This is a genomic window from uncultured Roseobacter sp. (genome assembly GCF_947495025.1).
Lineage (GTDB): Bacteria > Pseudomonadota > Alphaproteobacteria > Rhodobacterales > Rhodobacteraceae > Roseobacter.
Genome location: NZ_CANLXG010000001.1, coordinates 429,174 through 444,844 on the forward strand (window position 1 = coordinate 429,174; position 15,671 = coordinate 444,844).

Consider the following 15,671-nt stretch of genomic DNA (forward strand, 5'->3'; position numbering starts at 1 on the left):
CCCCGGCGGTCTAGCAGGTGGCATATGCTTTCTGTCGTGCATGAGGCCAGTGCGCCTGACATCCCCTCTCCGTTCAATCTTGCGGCATATGTGCTGGCACAGGCCGCAGGCCTTTCCGAAAAAACGGCGCTGGAAATCCACGGCCCGGATAGGGTCGAAACCTGGAGCTACGGACGCCTGTCTGCCGCGGTCCGGGGTACAGCCACCGGGCTTGGACACCTCGGCCTGGTGCCCGGTGACCGGGTGCTGATGCGCCTGGGCAATACCGTCGATTTCCCGATCGCCTATCTGGGCGCTCTTGCGGCAGGACTTGTGCCTGTTCCGACGTCATCTGCGCTGACCGCGGGCGAAGTCGCGCGGATCATCGAAATCATACGCCCTGCGGCTGTTCTGCGTGATCCGGATGTGGCCTGCCCGAAGGAAACACCGGTCATCATGCCGGACGAACTGCACAGATGGCGCGAGCTGCCACCGGCCGAATGGCACATGGGTGATCCTGAGCGGCCCGGATATATCATCTTTACCTCCGGGACGTCCGGTGTCCCGCGTGCGGTTCTGCATGCACATCGCGCCATTCTTGGCCGGGCGATGATGTTCCGGGGGTGGTACGGGCTGTGTCCCGGCGACCGCCTGATGCACGCAGGCGCCTTTAACTGGACCTATACACTGGGCACAGGGCTCATGGATCCATGGACATGTGGTGCGACGGCAGTCATTCCTGCCGCCGGAACAGGGTCCGAGGCCCTGCCCGGTGTGCTCCGGCGATCGGGGGCAACTATTTTTGCTGCGGCACCAGGCGTGTATCGGCAGATGCTGCGCGCCGCGGGGCCCTGGGATCTGCCGGAACTGCGCCATGGGCTGAGCGCCGGGGAAAAACTGCCGCAGAGTGTAGCAGAAACCTGGCGGGCCGTCACCGGCACCGCAGTCTACGAGGCCTATGGCATGTCCGAATGCTCGACCTTTGTGTCTGGGTGCCCTGCAACGCCTGCCCGGACCGGTACGCTCGGGCGCGCGCAGCCGGGCAGGCACATTGCGCTGATCGGTCAGGATGGCCCCGTGCCCCGCGGGTCCGAGGGGACCATCGCCGTACACCGCGATGATCCCGGCCTGATGCTCGGGTATCTGGATGCGCCCCGTGCAACCGCAGACCGGATGCAGGGCGAGTGGTTCCTTACCGGCGACCAGGCGGTCATGGATGATGACGGTCAGATCACCTATCTCGGCCGGAATGACGACATGATGAATGCCGGCGGTTTCCGGGTATCTCCTGTAGAGGTCGAGAATACACTGGCGCATGTGCCTGGCATCACGGCCGTTGCAGTGACGGATGTGGCCCTGCGACCGGATACGCGTGTAATTGCCGCATTTTATACCGGCCCCGCCCCACTGGACGACGCAATGCTGCGTGACTATGTCGGAGAAAAGCTGGCCCGTTACAAACAACCACGCCTTTTTATTCACATGCCTGCGCTGCCTCTGGGCGCCAATGGCAAAATCCTGCGCCGCGCGCTGCGCGACCAATTCAAGGCCCCCGCATGACAGATACCATCAAGCTCGACATCATGTCCGACCCGATCTGCCCCTGGTGCTATATCGGCAAGGCGCATCTGGACCGCGCCCTGACTGACCACCCCGACCACCCGTTTGTGATTGAGTGGCACCCTTTTCAGCTGAACCCCGACATGCCTGCAGGCGGCATGGGACGTCGTGAGTACCTGGAGGGCAAATTCGGCGGCAAGGAAGGCGCGGTGCGCGCCTATGCACCAGTGGTCGAGCACGCCGAAGCCGCCGGACTGAGCATTGATTTTGAAGGGATGCAGCGTACGCCGAACACACTGGACGCCCACCGGCTGATCCACTGGGCGGGCATTGAGGGCCGTCAGACCGCCGCGGTCAGCGCATTGTTTCAGGCCTATTTCGTGGATACCCGCGACATCGGCGACCACGAGGTACTGGCCGATATCGCCGACGGTATCGAAATGGACGCTGCGGTGGTTTCCAAACTGCTGGCATCTGACGCCGATGTCGAAGACATCCGCAAGCGTGACGCACACAGCCGGCAGATGGGTATTTCGTCGGTGCCGACATTCATTGTTGCGGGTAAACATGCCGTTCCGGGCGCACAGCCCCCTGAACTGTGGCAAAAGGTAATCACCGAACTGCGCGGTGACGGGTAACGTCCCTGTGCATGTGCACAGAGTGAACTGTGCTTTTCTGTGATTGTGCGGGCTTCAACTTCCGGTTACTCCTGACGCTAATGCGCGCCACATTACCGGCGCTGAAGTGCAGGGTACTGACGGGTGAGCGGTTCACACAATCCGATACCGGTGGGACGGGGCGAATTCATTGCGCTGATGGCGATGATGTTCGCGACAATCGCCTTTTCCATCGACTCGATGCTGCCCGCACTGCCGGACATTGCGATGGAACTGACGCCGGATGACCCGACGCGGGCACCGCTGATCCTGACCTCATTTGTACTGGGAATGGGGCTGGGCACGTTCTTTGCAGGCCCGCTGTCGGATGCATTCGGGCGCCGCACCATCATGTTCTGTGGCGCTGGCCTTTATATTGTTTCGGCAACCTGTGCCTGGGCGTCTGCATCGTTTGAGGTTATTCTGGCTGCCAGAATTATACAGGGCATCGGCGCTGCCGGCCCCCGGGTCGTGTGTGTGGCGATCATCCGGGATCTTTTCTCAGGCCGCGAAATGGCGCGTATTCTGTCCATCGTCATGATGATCTTTACGCTGGTCCCTGCCTTTGCGCCGGCGATGGGCGTGGTGATCATCGAATGGAGTGACTGGCGTGGTATTTTCATTGCTTTCGTGTTGTTTTCGCTGATCTCGGCCTTGTGGCTGGGCTTTCGCCTGCCCGAAACACTGCCAGTTGAAAAGCGCCGCCCGGTGCGCGTCCGGCTGATCCTGAACGCAGTACGTCAGATGTTTGCGCATCCTGTCGTCAGGCTTTCGATCTTTGTGCAGACACTCTGCATGGCAATCCTGTTTTCTCTCCTTATGCTGATCCAGCCAATATACGAAAAGGTCTTTGACAAACTCGAAAGCTTCCCCTTCTGGTTTGGCGGCATTGCCCTGATATCAGCACTGGCGAGCCTGCTGAACGCCATGCTGGTTGTGCGTCTGGGCATGCGCCGCCTGGTGACAGTGGCGCTTTTTGTCCAGATCGGGCTTTCAGGTGTTATGCTGCTGACCGCCGGAACAATCGGTCCCGAAGGCTTTGCGCTGTTTCTCGTCTGGCAGGCCTATGTGTTCTTTCAGGCCGGGCTGACCGTGGGAAATCTCAATGCCATTGCGATGGAACCCATGGGGCATATTGCGGGCATGGCCGCCAGCGTAATCGGGGGCGTATCCACTGTTCTGGCCGCAGCCATCGCCTCGCCGATCGGGCTGTTGTTTGACGGAACGATCCGGCCACTGGTCGGCGCGGTGTTTGTGATGGCAACCATCGCCTGCGCGCTGATGGTCTATATGGCACGCGTCGAGAAGCGGGTGCCGGCCGAATAAATCTCAGCCCGCCCGTGCTTTGCGCTTTTTCTTTTCCGCCACAACCTTTTCCGCCAGATCACGTGCTATCGCAAAAGCACCTTTGATCTTGTCCGCGTCCGCTTTCCAGTCCCTGCGCACAACAATCTTGTTGTCCCTGACCTTTGCCATACCACGCTGATCCTGAATGAACTCTACCAGGCCCTGTGGCGACGCAAACTTATCATTGTGAAACTGGATCGTCGCACCGCGCGGCCCGCCGTCCAGTTTGGCAATGCCTGCCCGTTTGCACATGGCCTTGATCCGCACAACCAGCATCAGTGTGTTGACCTCGCGCGGGAGCTTTCCGAACCGGTCGATCAACTCTGCGGCAAAACCTTCGAGTTCCACTTTGGTGGTGAGACTGCTCAGGCGGCGGTAAAGACCCAGGCGCACGTCCAGATCGGGCACATAATCCTCGGGGATCAGCACCGGCACGCCCAGATTGATCTGCGGTGCCCACTGGTCATCCGCCTCGCTCAGACCTTCCATCTCGCCTGCGCGGATTTTGGCAATCGCCTCTTCCAGCATGGACTGATAAAGCTCAAAACCCACGTCGCGCATCTGGCCTGACTGTTCTTCACCCAGCAGGTTACCGGCACCCCGGATATCCAGATCCTGGCTGGCCAGAGTAAAGCCTGCGCCCAGCGTGTCGAGACTGGACAGAACCCGCAGACGTTTTTCTGCCGTTGGCGTGAGTTTCGCGCGTGGTTTCGTCGTCAGATAGGCATAGGCGCGTGTTTTGGACCGCCCGACCCTGCCCCGGATCTGATAGAGCTGCGCGAGCCCGAACATATCCGCACGGTGCACAACCATCGTGTTGGCTGTCGGAATATCGAGACCGGATTCGACAATTGTCGTGGCCAGCAGCACGTCGAATTTCCCGTCGTAAAAGGCGTTCATCCGGTCATCGAGTTCGCCGGCGGCCATCTGACCATGTGCGACCACATAGGACAGTTCCGGCAGCTGGTCCTTCAGGAATTCCTCGATTTCGGGCAGATCTGAGATCCGGGGCACAACATAGAACGACTGACCGCCCCGGTAATGCTCGCGCAGCAGCGCCTCGCGCAGGGTCACTCCGTCAAATTCACTGACATAAGTCCGGATCGCCAGCCGGTCGACCGGCGGTGTGCCAATGATCGACAGATCACGCACCCCCGTCAGGCTCAGCTGCAGCGTGCGTGGAATGGGCGTGGCCGTCAGCGTCAGTACGTGAATGTCCGTGCGCAGCTGTTTCAGGCGTTCTTTGTGTGTGACCCCGAAATGCTGTTCCTCGTCAATCACCAGCAGACCCAGGTTCTGAAAGCGGATCCCTTTTGCGAGCAGTGCATGGGTGCCGATGACAATGTCCACGGTGCCGCGCGACATGCCATCACGCGTGGCGTTTGCCTCTTTGCTGCTCACGAACCGGCTGAGCTGGCGTACGTTGATCGGGAAACCGCGGAACCTTTCGGCAAAGCTCTTGTAGTGCTGGCGGGCCAGCAATGTCGTGGGCGCGATCACTGCCACCTGAACCCCCGACATCGCCGCGACAAAAGCGGCACGCATCGCAACCTCTGTCTTGCCGAAGCCCACATCGCCACAAACCAGGCGGTCCATCGGATTGCCAGAGGTCAGATCGTCAATCACCTCGCCGATCGCACGCAGCTGATCATCGGTTTCCTGATAGGGAAAGCGCGCGCTGAAAGCATCCCACATGCCGGGCGGAGGCTCAAGCACCGGTGCTTTGCGCAGCGCCCGCTCGGCAGCGACGCGGATCAGCTTGTCAGCAATCTCCCGGATACGCTCCTTGAGGCGTGCTTTTTTTGCCTGCCAGGCCCCACCGCCAAGGCGGTCCAGCAGGCCCTCTTCGTGGCCGTATTTCGACAGCAGTTCGATGTTTTCAACGGGCAGATAGAGTTTCGCCTGCTCCGCATATTCCAGCAGGATGCATTCGTGTGCCGCGCCGGCAGCGGTCACAACCTCAAGCCCCTTGTAGCGACCGATGCCGTGGTCGACGTGTACAATCAGGTCACCTGGGCTGAGCGATTGTGTCTCGGTCAGGAAATTTTCGGCGCGGCGCTTTTTGCGGGTCGACCGGATCAGCCTGTCCCCCAGAACGTCCTGCTCGGAAATCACCGTCAGACCCGGCGCTTCAAACCCATGCTCCAGCGCCCAGACCGCCAGGTGCAGCCCGCGTTTGCCGATGCGTGTCGCATCAGGAACGGGGATCGCCTCGGCAAGGCCTTCATCCTCGATCAACCCGGTCAGACGTTCGCGTGCCCCTTCGGAATAGCTGGCAATGAGCACCGGCCCCACGTCCATCCTGGCTTTAACATGTGCTGCCAGTGCCCCGAAAAGGCTCAGGGATTCCTGCTGGCGCTCCGGCGCAAAGTTACGCCCGATGCGTGCGCCCGCATCGGTGACACCCGGCCCCGTCGCCTGTGGCAATGCCGCCAGCTGCAGCACTCTGCGTCCGGCGACCTGACTGTTCCAGGCGTCATCGTCCAGATAGAGCCCTTCCGGCGGCGCCGGTTTATAGACAGTATCCATCTTTGACCGGTTCGCCATCGCCAGCCGCCTCGTTTCGTACTGATCCGCAATACTTTCCCAGCGGGCCAGCCGTGACGGCGTTACCTGATCATCCAGCGTGACCGAGGCTCCGGGCAGATAGTCAAACAGCGTTTCGAGTGTGTCGTGAAAAAACGGCAGCCAGTGTTCAGCGCCCTGGTGCTTGCGCCCGGCGCTGATTGCCTCATACAGCGGGTCATCCGTGCCGGCGGCACCAAATTCGATACGATAGTTCTGCCGGAACCGGGTGACCGCGGCCTCGTCCAGAATGACTTCCGATACCGGTGCCAGTTCTACAATGTCGAGCTTTTCCGTTGTGCGCTGGCTGGCCGCATCGAACCGCCGTGCGCCGTCCAGCACATCCCCGAACAGATCAAGCCGTACGGGGCCCAGATCTCCGGGAGGATAGATGTCGATAATCCCGCCGCGCACAGCATAGTCGCCCGGTTCCGTGACGGTCGGGCTCTGGACAAACCCCATCCGCACGAGAAACGCCCGCAGGGCCTTTTCGTCAATCCGGTCTCCAACCCGCGCCTTAAAGGCCGCATCCCGCAGAACCGCCCGGGCCGGTACCCGCTGACTGGCCGCATTCAGCGTTGTCAGCAGCACAAATTTCTCCGGCATGCCGTGCACGAGGGCTGCCAGTGTCGCCATGCGCTGCGCGGAAATGTCCGCATTTGGCGAAACCCGGTCATAGGGCAAACAATCCCAGCCCGGAAAAACCACAACAGGCATATCAGGCGCGAAAAACCGCAGGGCTGCCTGCATCGCGGCGAGGCGTTTGTCATCACGTGCGACATGCATGACCGGTTGGCCACCATCGGCCAGTTCCTGCAGCAGGAACTGGGCATCGAACCCTTCGGGCACGCCGGAAACGGTAATATGCGAACTGTCAGCCATGGGCTGCTTCAATTGGCGCATCGGGCGCCGGTGTCAACCGCCCAGAACGCCCGTGGACATGTTTTGATACATTCCCCACAGGGCCGTGACAAAAATCGATACGACGCCGGTCATCTGAACATAGAGGCGATGCCGCGTCAGCCTTTTACGCAGAAGCTCCCCACTTGAGTCTTCCTGTTGAATCAGCCGGGCCGTCGACAGCGAGATCAGTGCCACAACGGCCATCGGCAGTCCAAGCAGAAACAGCGCCTGCGCAATTTCAAGGCCATAGAAAAACCCCATGCCACCCAGCATTGTGAGCAGAAAACATCCGAGCGTCAGCAGCCACAGCCCGGAGACGCGCGCAATAAAAAGCAACCGGTTGGTGTTGATCCGGACGAGATCCTCGAGATCCTGCTCGGACTGTCCTCCGTGGCGGCGCGCGCGCAGAACCATGTCAAACGGCACACCCAGGACCCAGTGGCTGGCGGTTGACCACATCACGGCCAGTGCGATCCAGAACCACAGGTTCGAGAAAGACCGCATATCGATCAGTTCAAAAACAGAAGAATAGAAATCCAAGAGAGTGCGCTTTGGTTGCAGGTTTTGAGTGTCTTAGCGGTGCTTTGTGTCGAATCCTAGCCTTGGCTTGGGTAAAAATACGTGCAAATCTCAGGTGTAACAGAAATTGGACAATTCCCCCATGCGACCAACACAGGCCCCCTTTCCGGCGACACGGCTGCGCCGGTCACGCCAGTCACCTGCTCTGCGCGCGCTGACGCGCGAAAACACGCTGAGCGTGGATGATTTCATCTGGCCCGTCTTTGTTCGATCGGGTGAAGGCATAGAGGAGCCGATACCATCCATGCCCGGCGTCTTTCGACGTTCGGTAGACAAAGTCGCCGAGGCCGCACGCGAGGCCGCTGATCTGGGCATTCCGGCCATCTGCATCTTTCCCTACACGGGTATCGAAGAGCGCACCGAAGACTGCGCCGGTGCCTGGGATCCGGAAAACCATGCAAACCGGGCCATCCGCGCCATCAAGAAGGCTGTACCCGGGATTGCCGTGATGACGGATGTGGCGCTGGATACCTATAACATCAACGGCCACGACGGGTTTGTTGAGAACGGCGAGATCGTGAATGACCGCACGGTCGAGGCGCTGGTGAAAATGACACTGGCCCAGGCCGAGGCGGGCGCCGATATCATCGGCCCCTCTGACATGATGGACGGGCGCATCGGCGCGATGCGGCAGGCGCTCGAGGCCGCAGGGCACCAGCGGGTCATGATCCTGAGCTATTCGGCCAAATATGCCTCGGCCTTTTACGGACCGTTCCGGGATGCCGTTGGCGCGTCCGGGGCGCTGACCGGCGACAAGAAAACCTATCAGATGGATCCGGGCAACTCGGACGAGGCCCTGCGCCTGATCGAACGCGACCTGCGCGAGGGCGCCGATATGGTGATGGTCAAGCCCGGCCTGCCTTACCTCGATATCTGCCGGCGCGTCAAAGACACCTTTGGCGCGCCCACCTATGCCTACCAGGTCTCCGGTGAGTTTTCGATGATCCAGGCCGCCGCCGAACACGGCTGGATCGACGGCGAAAAAGTGATGATGGAAAGCCTGATGGCCTTTAAACGTGCAGGCTGCGACGGAATCCTGACCTATTTCGCGCCAGCCGCCGCCCGCCTGATGGCCAAACAGCGATAAGCCGCGCAATCCGGGCGGTTTTGGGTGACAGCGCAGCGCAATAGGCGTATGTTTGCGCACAAGCCGGGCAAACCGGCGTTCGGGCAACAGATTACAGGCAAAAATATGAAACGTTCAGGAATTTCCCGGCGGGGTTTCACCCTCATGGCACTCGCAGGCACCGCTGTCACAGCCGCCTGCGGCAATGGCATCGGCTCTCCGGGTGGCGCACAGATTGATGCACGCGTCGACGCAACGCTCCAGCAGATGTATGCGGCATACCCTAACACGCGCAACCTTGCCGAAAAGGCCAATGGTATCCTGGTGATGCCGCTGGTGACCGAGGCCGGTTTCGGATTTGGCGGGGCCTACGGTCAGGGTGCCCTGCGGGTCAACGACATCACCGTTGATTATTATTCAACCACCAAGATCACGGGCGGTCTGCAGATTGGCGCACAGCAATACGCGCATGTGCTGTTCTTTATGACCGAGGACGCGCTTGCAGGCTTCCGCCGCTCATCGGGCTGGGCGGCCGGTGGCGACATTGAATATGTCGTCTCGGATCAGGGTGACGGCGTCAGTGCCAACACCACAACGGCCCTCGCACCGGTCATCGCGGCTGTCTTCGGACGCGCAGGCCTGCGGGTGGGCGCGACGCTGCAAGGCACGAAATACAGCCGTATCATTCCCTGAATCTTCGGGTAACGTACATCTGACAGCCGGCGTTCGCGCCGGCGTCATTCTGCACTGTGACTGGCAGTTCAGAGCCCAAAGCACTGAATGCTGCGGGCTCAACCAATGCCGGCTATGCAACCTGACACAACGCGCATAGTGTCATTTGCATGCGCAAGTTCCGAAACGCCCGACAATCTGACGCACTTCGATGCTTTGAGATCGAAACTGCTGCCTATGAAGGCGACGAAGCAGCAACCCTCGGAAAGATATCAAAAAGGATCAACGTCTATCCCGATGGTTTCCTCATACTTGAGGAACAAGGCGGGATCGTTGGCTTTATCAATTGCGGATGTGCTCATGAAGTCCAGATGTCTGATGAGGAATTTAAGGAGCTGGTGGGGCATGACCCCGACGCACCAAATGTCGTCATTATGTCTGTCGTCGTTGATCCTGCGCATCAGGGAACAGGCCTGTCGCGGGCATTGATGACTGAATTTGTCGATCGCATGAGAAAGCTGGGCAAATCCGCGATCTACCTTATGTGCAAAGAGCATCACGTCCCGCTTTATCAGAGATTAGGCTACAGCTATCTTCATCCGTCGACCTCCGATCATGGCGGAATGACCTGGCATGAAATGTCCATGCAACTTTGAACCGTTTGTTAACTGAGCCATGATGATCTGACACTGGAGCAGCCGCAGCGAACGCCCGCTCCGTCCCGCAAAGCGGCCATTCCCTCCGAAAAAAGCGGAGACCGCGGGCTCCGCTTTTGATCGCCGGTGGGTCCGGCAGATTGCCTGCAGCTTCAGCCGAGCGCCTGAAGCCTTTTGAACAGGCTCGATGTATCCCAGCGTCCACCGCCCATTTTCTGAACGTCCTTGTAGAACTGATCCACCAGCGCCGTGACAGGCAGGCTGGCACCGGTTTCGTCTGCGGTGCTCAGGCAGATACCGAGATCCTTGCGCATCCAGTCAGTGGCAAAGCCATGATCAAAATGATCGTCCAGCATGGTTTCGTAGCGGTTCGCCATCTGCCAGCTGCCGGCGGCACCCTGGCTGATCACCTCGACAACCGCACGCCCGTCAAGGCCCGCTTTGTCGGCAAAATGCAGCGCTTCGCTGAGCCCCTGCACAAGGCCTGCGATTGCGATCTGATTGCACATTTTGGTCATCTGACCGGCACCGCTGTCACCAATACGGCGGCAGATCTTTGAATAGACCTCCATCACCGGCAGTGCTTTGTCATAGGCGTCAGCATCGCCACCACACATGATCGACAGCGCGGCGTTTTCCGCACCGGCCTGCCCGCCTGAAATGGGGGCATCCACAAAACTGATACCGCCATCGCCGGCCGCGGCAAAAAGCTCACGCGTCACTTTGGCCGAAACGGTTGTGTGATCCACAAAGACCGTCCCGTTGCCCATACCTGCGAAAGCGCCGTCATCACCCAGACAGACACCTCTCAGATCATCGTCGTTACCGACGCAGGCCATGACGAATTCTGCACCATCCGCCGCCTCGCGCGGCGTCAGCGCCATTGCGCCACCAAAGGTACCAGCCCAGGCTTCTGCTTTGGATGCTGTGCGGTTGTAAACCGTGACCTCATGGCCTGCCTTCTGCAGATGCCCCGCCATCGGGCCGCCCATGACGCCCAGTCCCAGAAATGCCACTTTGGCCATTGTTGTATCCTCCCCTTTGGGTGTTGCGTTACGCTGCTGTCCTACCTAACAGTCAGGTGCGCCGGGTCAACAAAACGACAGGATATAAACGGGCTGCCGATGGGTCTGATTTTCAAATGGCTGATGCGTATCGCAGGGGCGATGATTGCGCTGGTGGTTCTCGGGATCTGCCTCGTCTATTATCTCGCGTCCAGATCTCTGCCTGATTACGACGCGGTGATCGAGGTGCCATACCTGAATGCGCCTGTCGAAATTGTGCGAGACAATGCGAACGTGCCCCACATTTTTGGCCAGTCCGACGAGGATGTTTTCTATGCGCTGGGATTTGCCCATGCGCAGGACAGGCTGTGGCAGATGACCATGATGCGCCGTACAGCGCAGGGCCGGCTGTCCGAAGTGTTCGGCACAGCGACCGTCAACATCGACAAGCTCCTGCGACGCCTTGACCTCTACACTCTGGCGACAGCTTCGGTGGATGCCCAGGACGAGCGGACCATGCGGATTCTGCGTGCCTATGCCACCGGTGTGAACGTGCGTCTCGATCAGGTAAACGCAGAGGCTCTTGGTCGCGGCGCGCCCGAGATGTTTCTGTTCAATTCGCCCGTCGCGCCCTGGCGGCCGGCAGATTCGCTTGCCATTATCAAACTGATGGGCCTGCAGCTGTCCGGACATCTCGACGCCGAGGTTCTGCGCGCACGTATGTCTCTGGCCGTGCCGGACCCCGACCGGCTGGCCGACATTCTGCCCGATGCCCCCGGCACAGGTGTCGTTGCCCTGCCCGAGTATGCCGCACTCTTCCCGGACGCGCCCCGTTTTGCACAGAGCGTGCCGCATGACGACCACCCCCTGTCGCCTTTCAAGCGGCGTATGATGGCGGGTGCGTCAAACGCCTGGGCTGCCGACCCGAGCCGGTCTGCTGCCGGTGGGACGCTGCTGGCGAACGATCCACATCTGGGATTTACCGCACCGGCGATCTGGTATCTCGCGCGCCTCGAACTGGAAAGCGGTGGGGTGATCGGCGGTACCATCCCCGGCATGCCCGTTGTGCTTACAGGCCGCAGCGCCGATCTCGGCTGGGGCCTGACCTCGGCCGGAATGGACGATCAGGACCTCTATATCGAAGCGCTGAACCCCGATAACCCCGAAGAATACCGCACACCGGATGGCTTCAAGGCCTTTGAGACACGATCGTCGATCATCAACATCAAGGATGAGACCCCGATAACCATCACCCTGCGGTGGACCGACAACGGACCTGTGCTGCCCGGTACGCACTACAACCTCGGGACCATCACACCGCCGGGCCATGTCGCGTCACTCGCGTGGACAGTGCTCAGCCCTAACGACACCTCGATGAGTGCAGCACTGAAGCTGATGAGCGCGGGATCAGTCGCCGAGGGCATTGATGCCGCAGAAACCTTTGTCGCACCTGCGCAAAACCTGGTTCTGGCAGACCGCAACGAGATCGCCATGAAGATGATCGGCGCAATGCCCCGGCGCGACGCAAATCATCAGAGCCAGGGGCGGATGCCCAGCCCTGGCTGGATCGCCGCCAACCGCTGGCAGGGCCGCCTGCCCTATGCCTCCAACCCACGGGTTGTTGCGCCCAACGGCGGGATTCTGGGAAACACGAACAACAAGGTCGTTGACCGGCCCTTCCCGAACCACGTGTCCTTTACCTGGGGCGACACACAGCGCGTTCAGCGCTGGCAGCGCCTGATGCAGGCGCGCCAGGTCCATACCCGCGACAGCTTTATCGAGGCACAGCTGGACATGGTCAGCTTTACCGCGCGGTCGCTGCTGCCGCTCATCGGTGCGGAGCTGTGGTTCACCGGCGAGGCCGCGCCCGACGGCACCGCCCTGCGCCAGCGTCAGCGCGCGCTGACGCTGCTGGCCAGCTGGTCGGGTGAGATGAACGAACATATGCCCGAGCCGCTGATTTACATGGCCTGGCTGCGCAGTCTGCAGGCGCGGATGGTCCAGGATGATCTGGGCCCGCTGGCGCGCGAGCTGACCCATGTGGAGCCGCTCTTTATCGAGCGCGCGTTCCGAGATGTGAACGGTGCCGCCGTCTGGTGCGATGTGATCCAGTCTGCACCTGTCGAGACCTGCGCAGACATGGCCCGACTGGCGCTGGATGACGCCCTTGTGTGGATCAGCGAAAACTGGGGACCGGCGCTCGAGACGCTGCGCTGGGGCGATGCGCATCAGGCCACGCATGATCATCCGGTGCTGGGAGACGTGCCCGTATTGCGCTTTTTTGTGAACATCCGCCAGTCGACCAATGGTGGCGACAACACGCTCCAGCGGGGCCTGACGCGGGGCGGCACCGGTGCCGATCCCTTTCATAACGTGCATGGCGCGGCCTATCGCGGCGTCTATGATTTCGCAGACCCTGACAGTTCGGTTTTCATCACTTCAACCGGTCAGTCCGGACATTTTCTGTCCCGGCACTATGACGACATGGCGCAGCTGTGGCGACGTGGTGAATACATTCCGATGTCGCTCGACGAAGACCTGGCGCGCGCGGCAGCCGTCGGGGTGACGGTCCTGCGGCCGCCCGGATAAATGGCCCGGGTCATCCTGTTTCACAAACCCTTCGGGGTATTGTCACAGTTCACCGACAAGGGAACAGAGGGCTCACCCCGGCCCACGTTGTCGGGCTTCATCGATGCGCCCGGATTTTATCCTGCGGGACGTCTTGACCGCGACAGCGAGGGTCTGATGGTTCTGACCGACGACGGCAGGCTGCAGGCGCGCATCGCGAACCCAAAGCACAAGATGGCCAAAACCTACCTTGTGCAGGTCGAAGGCGCACCTGATGCCGGGGCGGTTGCCCGGCTCGCCAAAGGCGTGACGCTCAAAGACGGTCTGACGCGCCCCGCGCAGGTTAACCAGATCGACGCACCCGATCCGCTGTGGCCCCGCAACCCGCCTGTCCGGTTCCGAAAATCAGTGCCAGATCACTGGCTGCGCATCACCATTTCTGAGGGGCGCAACCGCCAGGTGCGCAGGATGACCGCGCACGTGGGCCTGCCATGTCTGCGGCTGATCCGCGTTCAGATCGGGCAGTGGCGGTTGAACCATCTGGCTCCCGGCGCCTGGCGGTATGCGGATGCGGACGGCCCCTAAAGGCGTGCAAACTGCTCCTGCTGCATCCTTGTCCAGCGAACGGTGATCTCGAAACCGGCCTCGCCCTGATTTTCGTGCTCGACGATGTCCTGGTCGAACAGCCAGGCGCGTTTCTTGCCGTCGGCAAACCCCAGCGACAGGGTTTCGGTCTGGCGCGCGCCTTCGAGCTGTGTGGTTACCGCCTCCAGCAGCGCATCCAGGCCTTCGCCGGTCAGCGCGGAGATCGCGAACACCGTATCATCACGCGCCGCGCGGGCGCGCATGGCGTCGGCCTCTGCTTCGGGCATCAGGTCCAGCTTGTTCCATATCTCGAACGAAGGCCGGTCATCCTCCACACCCAGCGAGGACATTATGCTGCGCACATCATCTGCCTGCTCGTCTGATTCCGGATGCGAAATATCCCGGACGTGGCAGATCACGTCTGCGGCCAGAACTTCTTCCAGAGTTGCACGAAACGCCGCGACCAGCTCGGTGGGCAGGTCCGATATAAACCCGACCGTATCCGACAGAATTACTTCCGGTCCTTCGGGCAGCTGCAGCCGCCGCATCGTCGGATCGAGTGTCGCAAAGAGCATGTCTTTGGCCATGACCTCGGCCCCGGTCAGGCGGTTGAAAAGCGTGGATTTCCCGGCATTGGTATAGCCGACAAGCGCAACAATCGGATAAGGCACCTTCGCCCGCGCCGCGCGGTGCAGCGCACGGGTTTTGACCACTTTGTCCAGCTGTCGGCGCAGGCGCACAAGCTGCTCGTCAATGGCCCGGCGGTCAGCCTCGATCTGCGTCTCGCCGGGGCCGCCAACAAATCCAAGGCCACCCCGCTGGCGTTCTAGGTGGGTCCATGCCCGCACCAGCCGCGTCCGCTGATAGCTGAGTGCTGCCATCTCGACCTGCAGCACACCTTCGCGGGTTGCGGCGCGATCACTGAAAATCTCCAGGATCAGCCCTGTCCGGTCGAGCAGTTTGACGCCCCAGGCTTTTTCAAGATTGCGCTGCTGCACCGGGCTGACGGGGCCGTCCACCAGCACCAGTTCGATATCCTGCGCTTCAAAAACGGCTTTCAGACCGTCGATCTTGCCAGATCCGAAAAGCATACCCGCCCGCACGGTTTTGAGCGGCACAATCTCAGAGCCGATCACTTCAAGCTCCGGCAGCGCGCGCGCCAGCGAGACGGCCTCTTCCAGCGCATGCTCAGGAATCCTGCGCTCCGGATCCGTGCGGATGTCAGGATGCAGAACCCAGGCGCGGGTCACCCCGGGACCTGCGGTATTGTCGATCTGAAATGTAGGACGGCTCAAGAAGCGTCTTCGCCCTCATAAAGGCTGATCGGCTGGCTGGGCATGATTGTGGAAATCGCGTGCTTGTACACCAGCTGGGACTGACCGTCCCGACGCAGCAACACACAGAAATTATCAAACCAGGTGATCACACCCTGCAGTTTCACCCCATTGATCAGAAAGATCGTTACGGGAACTTTGGTTTTGCGCACATGATTCAGGAATGCATCCTGAAGGTTCTGTCTGTCCGACGCCAT

12 protein-coding genes and 1 pseudogene are annotated in these 15,671 nt (G+C 60.6%); 8 read left to right on the forward strand and 5 right to left on the reverse strand.

Features of this window, described 5'->3' with window-relative positions; translation table 11 throughout:
- Positions 1 to 24: 24 nt before the first annotated feature.
- The 3 genes from Q0792_RS02095 to Q0792_RS02105 all read left to right on the forward strand — a co-directional run bounded on the left by Q0792_RS02095 (position 25) and on the right by Q0792_RS02105 (position 3,521).
- Positions 25 to 1,539, forward strand: a complete 1,515-nt coding sequence (locus Q0792_RS02095; RefSeq protein ID WP_298835948.1) for a class I adenylate-forming enzyme family protein — start codon at positions 25 to 27, stop codon at positions 1,537 to 1,539.
- Positions 1,536 to 2,177, forward strand: a complete 642-nt coding sequence (locus tag Q0792_RS02100) for a DsbA family oxidoreductase (protein WP_298835949.1) — start codon at positions 1,536 to 1,538, stop codon at positions 2,175 to 2,177. Before Q0792_RS02095 ends, Q0792_RS02100 begins: the two co-directional genes overlap by 4 nt.
- Positions 2,178 to 2,354: 177 nt before the next feature.
- Positions 2,355 to 3,521, forward strand: coding sequence for a multidrug effflux MFS transporter (locus tag Q0792_RS02105; RefSeq protein ID WP_298838570.1), 1,167 nt, complete (start codon positions 2,355 to 2,357; stop codon positions 3,519 to 3,521).
- 3 nt (positions 3,522 to 3,524) lie between these two features.
- Here the strand turns inward: Q0792_RS02105 and mfd are convergent, their stop codons facing one another.
- Both mfd and Q0792_RS02115 read right to left on the reverse strand, forming a co-directional pair.
- Positions 3,525 to 6,989: a transcription-repair coupling factor gene (mfd, locus tag Q0792_RS02110; RefSeq protein ID WP_298835950.1), complete on the reverse strand. Its 3,465-nt coding sequence runs from the start codon at positions 6,987 to 6,989 to the stop codon at positions 3,525 to 3,527.
- Between the two features lie 33 nt (positions 6,990 to 7,022).
- The gene (locus Q0792_RS02115) at positions 7,023 to 7,550 is read right to left on the reverse strand and encodes a component of SufBCD complex (RefSeq protein ID WP_298835951.1); all 528 of its coding nucleotides are present in this window, start codon (positions 7,548 to 7,550) and stop codon (positions 7,023 to 7,025) included.
- A 121-nt stretch (positions 7,551 to 7,671) separates the two neighbouring features.
- On the opposite strand from Q0792_RS02115, the gene hemB reads away from it, so the two are divergent.
- The 3 genes from hemB to Q0792_RS02130 all read left to right on the forward strand — a co-directional run bounded on the left by hemB (position 7,672) and on the right by Q0792_RS02130 (position 9,983).
- On the forward strand, positions 7,672 to 8,676 hold the full coding sequence (hemB, locus tag Q0792_RS02120; RefSeq protein WP_298835952.1) for a porphobilinogen synthase: 1,005 nt from the start codon (positions 7,672 to 7,674) through the stop codon (positions 8,674 to 8,676).
- Between the two features lie 105 nt (positions 8,677 to 8,781).
- Positions 8,782 to 9,348: a YSC84-related protein gene (locus Q0792_RS02125; protein WP_298835953.1), complete on the forward strand. Its 567-nt coding sequence runs from the start codon at positions 8,782 to 8,784 to the stop codon at positions 9,346 to 9,348.
- A gap of 149 nt (positions 9,349 to 9,497) precedes the next feature.
- Complete coding sequence (locus Q0792_RS02130; RefSeq protein ID WP_298835954.1) at positions 9,498 to 9,983, forward strand: GNAT family N-acetyltransferase; 486 nt, start codon at positions 9,498 to 9,500, stop codon at positions 9,981 to 9,983.
- Positions 9,984 to 10,135: 152 nt separating this feature from the next.
- Here the strand turns inward: Q0792_RS02130 and Q0792_RS02135 are convergent.
- Positions 10,136 to 11,020: pseudogene (locus Q0792_RS02135) on the reverse strand (NAD(P)-dependent oxidoreductase); the annotation flags it as partial.
- Between the two features lie 87 nt (positions 11,021 to 11,107).
- Between Q0792_RS02135 and Q0792_RS02140 the strand changes: the two are divergent.
- Both Q0792_RS02140 and Q0792_RS02145 read left to right on the forward strand, forming a co-directional pair.
- Positions 11,108 to 13,576 carry a penicillin acylase family protein gene (locus Q0792_RS02140; protein WP_298835955.1) on the forward strand — a complete coding sequence of 823 codons (2,469 nt, stop codon included), beginning with the start codon at positions 11,108 to 11,110 and terminating at the stop codon, positions 13,574 to 13,576.
- Positions 13,577 to 14,140: a pseudouridine synthase gene (locus Q0792_RS02145; RefSeq protein WP_298835956.1), complete on the forward strand. Its 564-nt coding sequence runs from the start codon at positions 13,577 to 13,579 to the stop codon at positions 14,138 to 14,140.
- On the opposite strand, the gene hflX is transcribed toward Q0792_RS02145, so the two are convergent.
- Together hflX and hfq are read right to left on the reverse strand one after the other, a co-directional pair.
- Positions 14,137 to 15,435, reverse strand: coding sequence for a GTPase HflX (gene hflX, locus Q0792_RS02150; RefSeq protein ID WP_298835957.1), 1,299 nt, complete (start codon positions 15,433 to 15,435; stop codon positions 14,137 to 14,139). The genes Q0792_RS02145 and hflX overlap by 4 nt on opposite strands.
- Positions 15,432 to 15,671 carry an RNA chaperone Hfq gene (hfq, locus tag Q0792_RS02155; RefSeq protein WP_007119530.1) on the reverse strand — a complete coding sequence of 80 codons (240 nt, stop codon included), beginning with the start codon at positions 15,669 to 15,671 and terminating at the stop codon, positions 15,432 to 15,434. The genes hflX and hfq overlap by 4 nt, the downstream gene beginning before the upstream one ends.

What these genes read in the sequence shown, in the direction of transcription:
- hemB (WP_298835952.1), top strand. Translation starts at nt 7,672, where the DNA reads ATGCGACCAACACAGGCCCCCTTTCCGGCGACACGGCTGCGCCGGTCA.
- Q0792_RS02100 (WP_298835949.1), top strand. Translation starts at nt 1,536, where the DNA reads ATGACAGATACCATCAAGCTCGACATCATGTCCGACCCGATCTGCCCC.
- Q0792_RS02125 (WP_298835953.1), top strand. Translation starts at nt 8,782, where the DNA reads ATGAAACGTTCAGGAATTTCCCGGCGGGGTTTCACCCTCATGGCACTC.
- hfq (WP_007119530.1), bottom strand. Translation starts at nt 15,671, where the DNA reads ATGGCGTCGGACAGACAGAACCTTCAGGATGCATTCCTGAATCATGTG.
- Q0792_RS02140 (WP_298835955.1), top strand. Translation starts at nt 11,108, where the DNA reads ATGGGTCTGATTTTCAAATGGCTGATGCGTATCGCAGGGGCGATGATT.
- Q0792_RS02130 (WP_298835954.1), top strand. Translation starts at nt 9,498, where the DNA reads ATGCGCAAGTTCCGAAACGCCCGACAATCTGACGCACTTCGATGCTTT.
- Q0792_RS02095 (WP_298835948.1), top strand. Translation starts at nt 25, where the DNA reads ATGCTTTCTGTCGTGCATGAGGCCAGTGCGCCTGACATCCCCTCTCCG.
- Q0792_RS02105 (WP_298838570.1), top strand. Translation starts at nt 2,355, where the DNA reads ATGGCGATGATGTTCGCGACAATCGCCTTTTCCATCGACTCGATGCTG.
- mfd (WP_298835950.1), bottom strand. Translation starts at nt 6,989, where the DNA reads ATGGCTGACAGTTCGCATATTACCGTTTCCGGCGTGCCCGAAGGGTTC.
- Q0792_RS02145 (WP_298835956.1), top strand. Translation starts at nt 13,577, where the DNA reads ATGGCCCGGGTCATCCTGTTTCACAAACCCTTCGGGGTATTGTCACAG.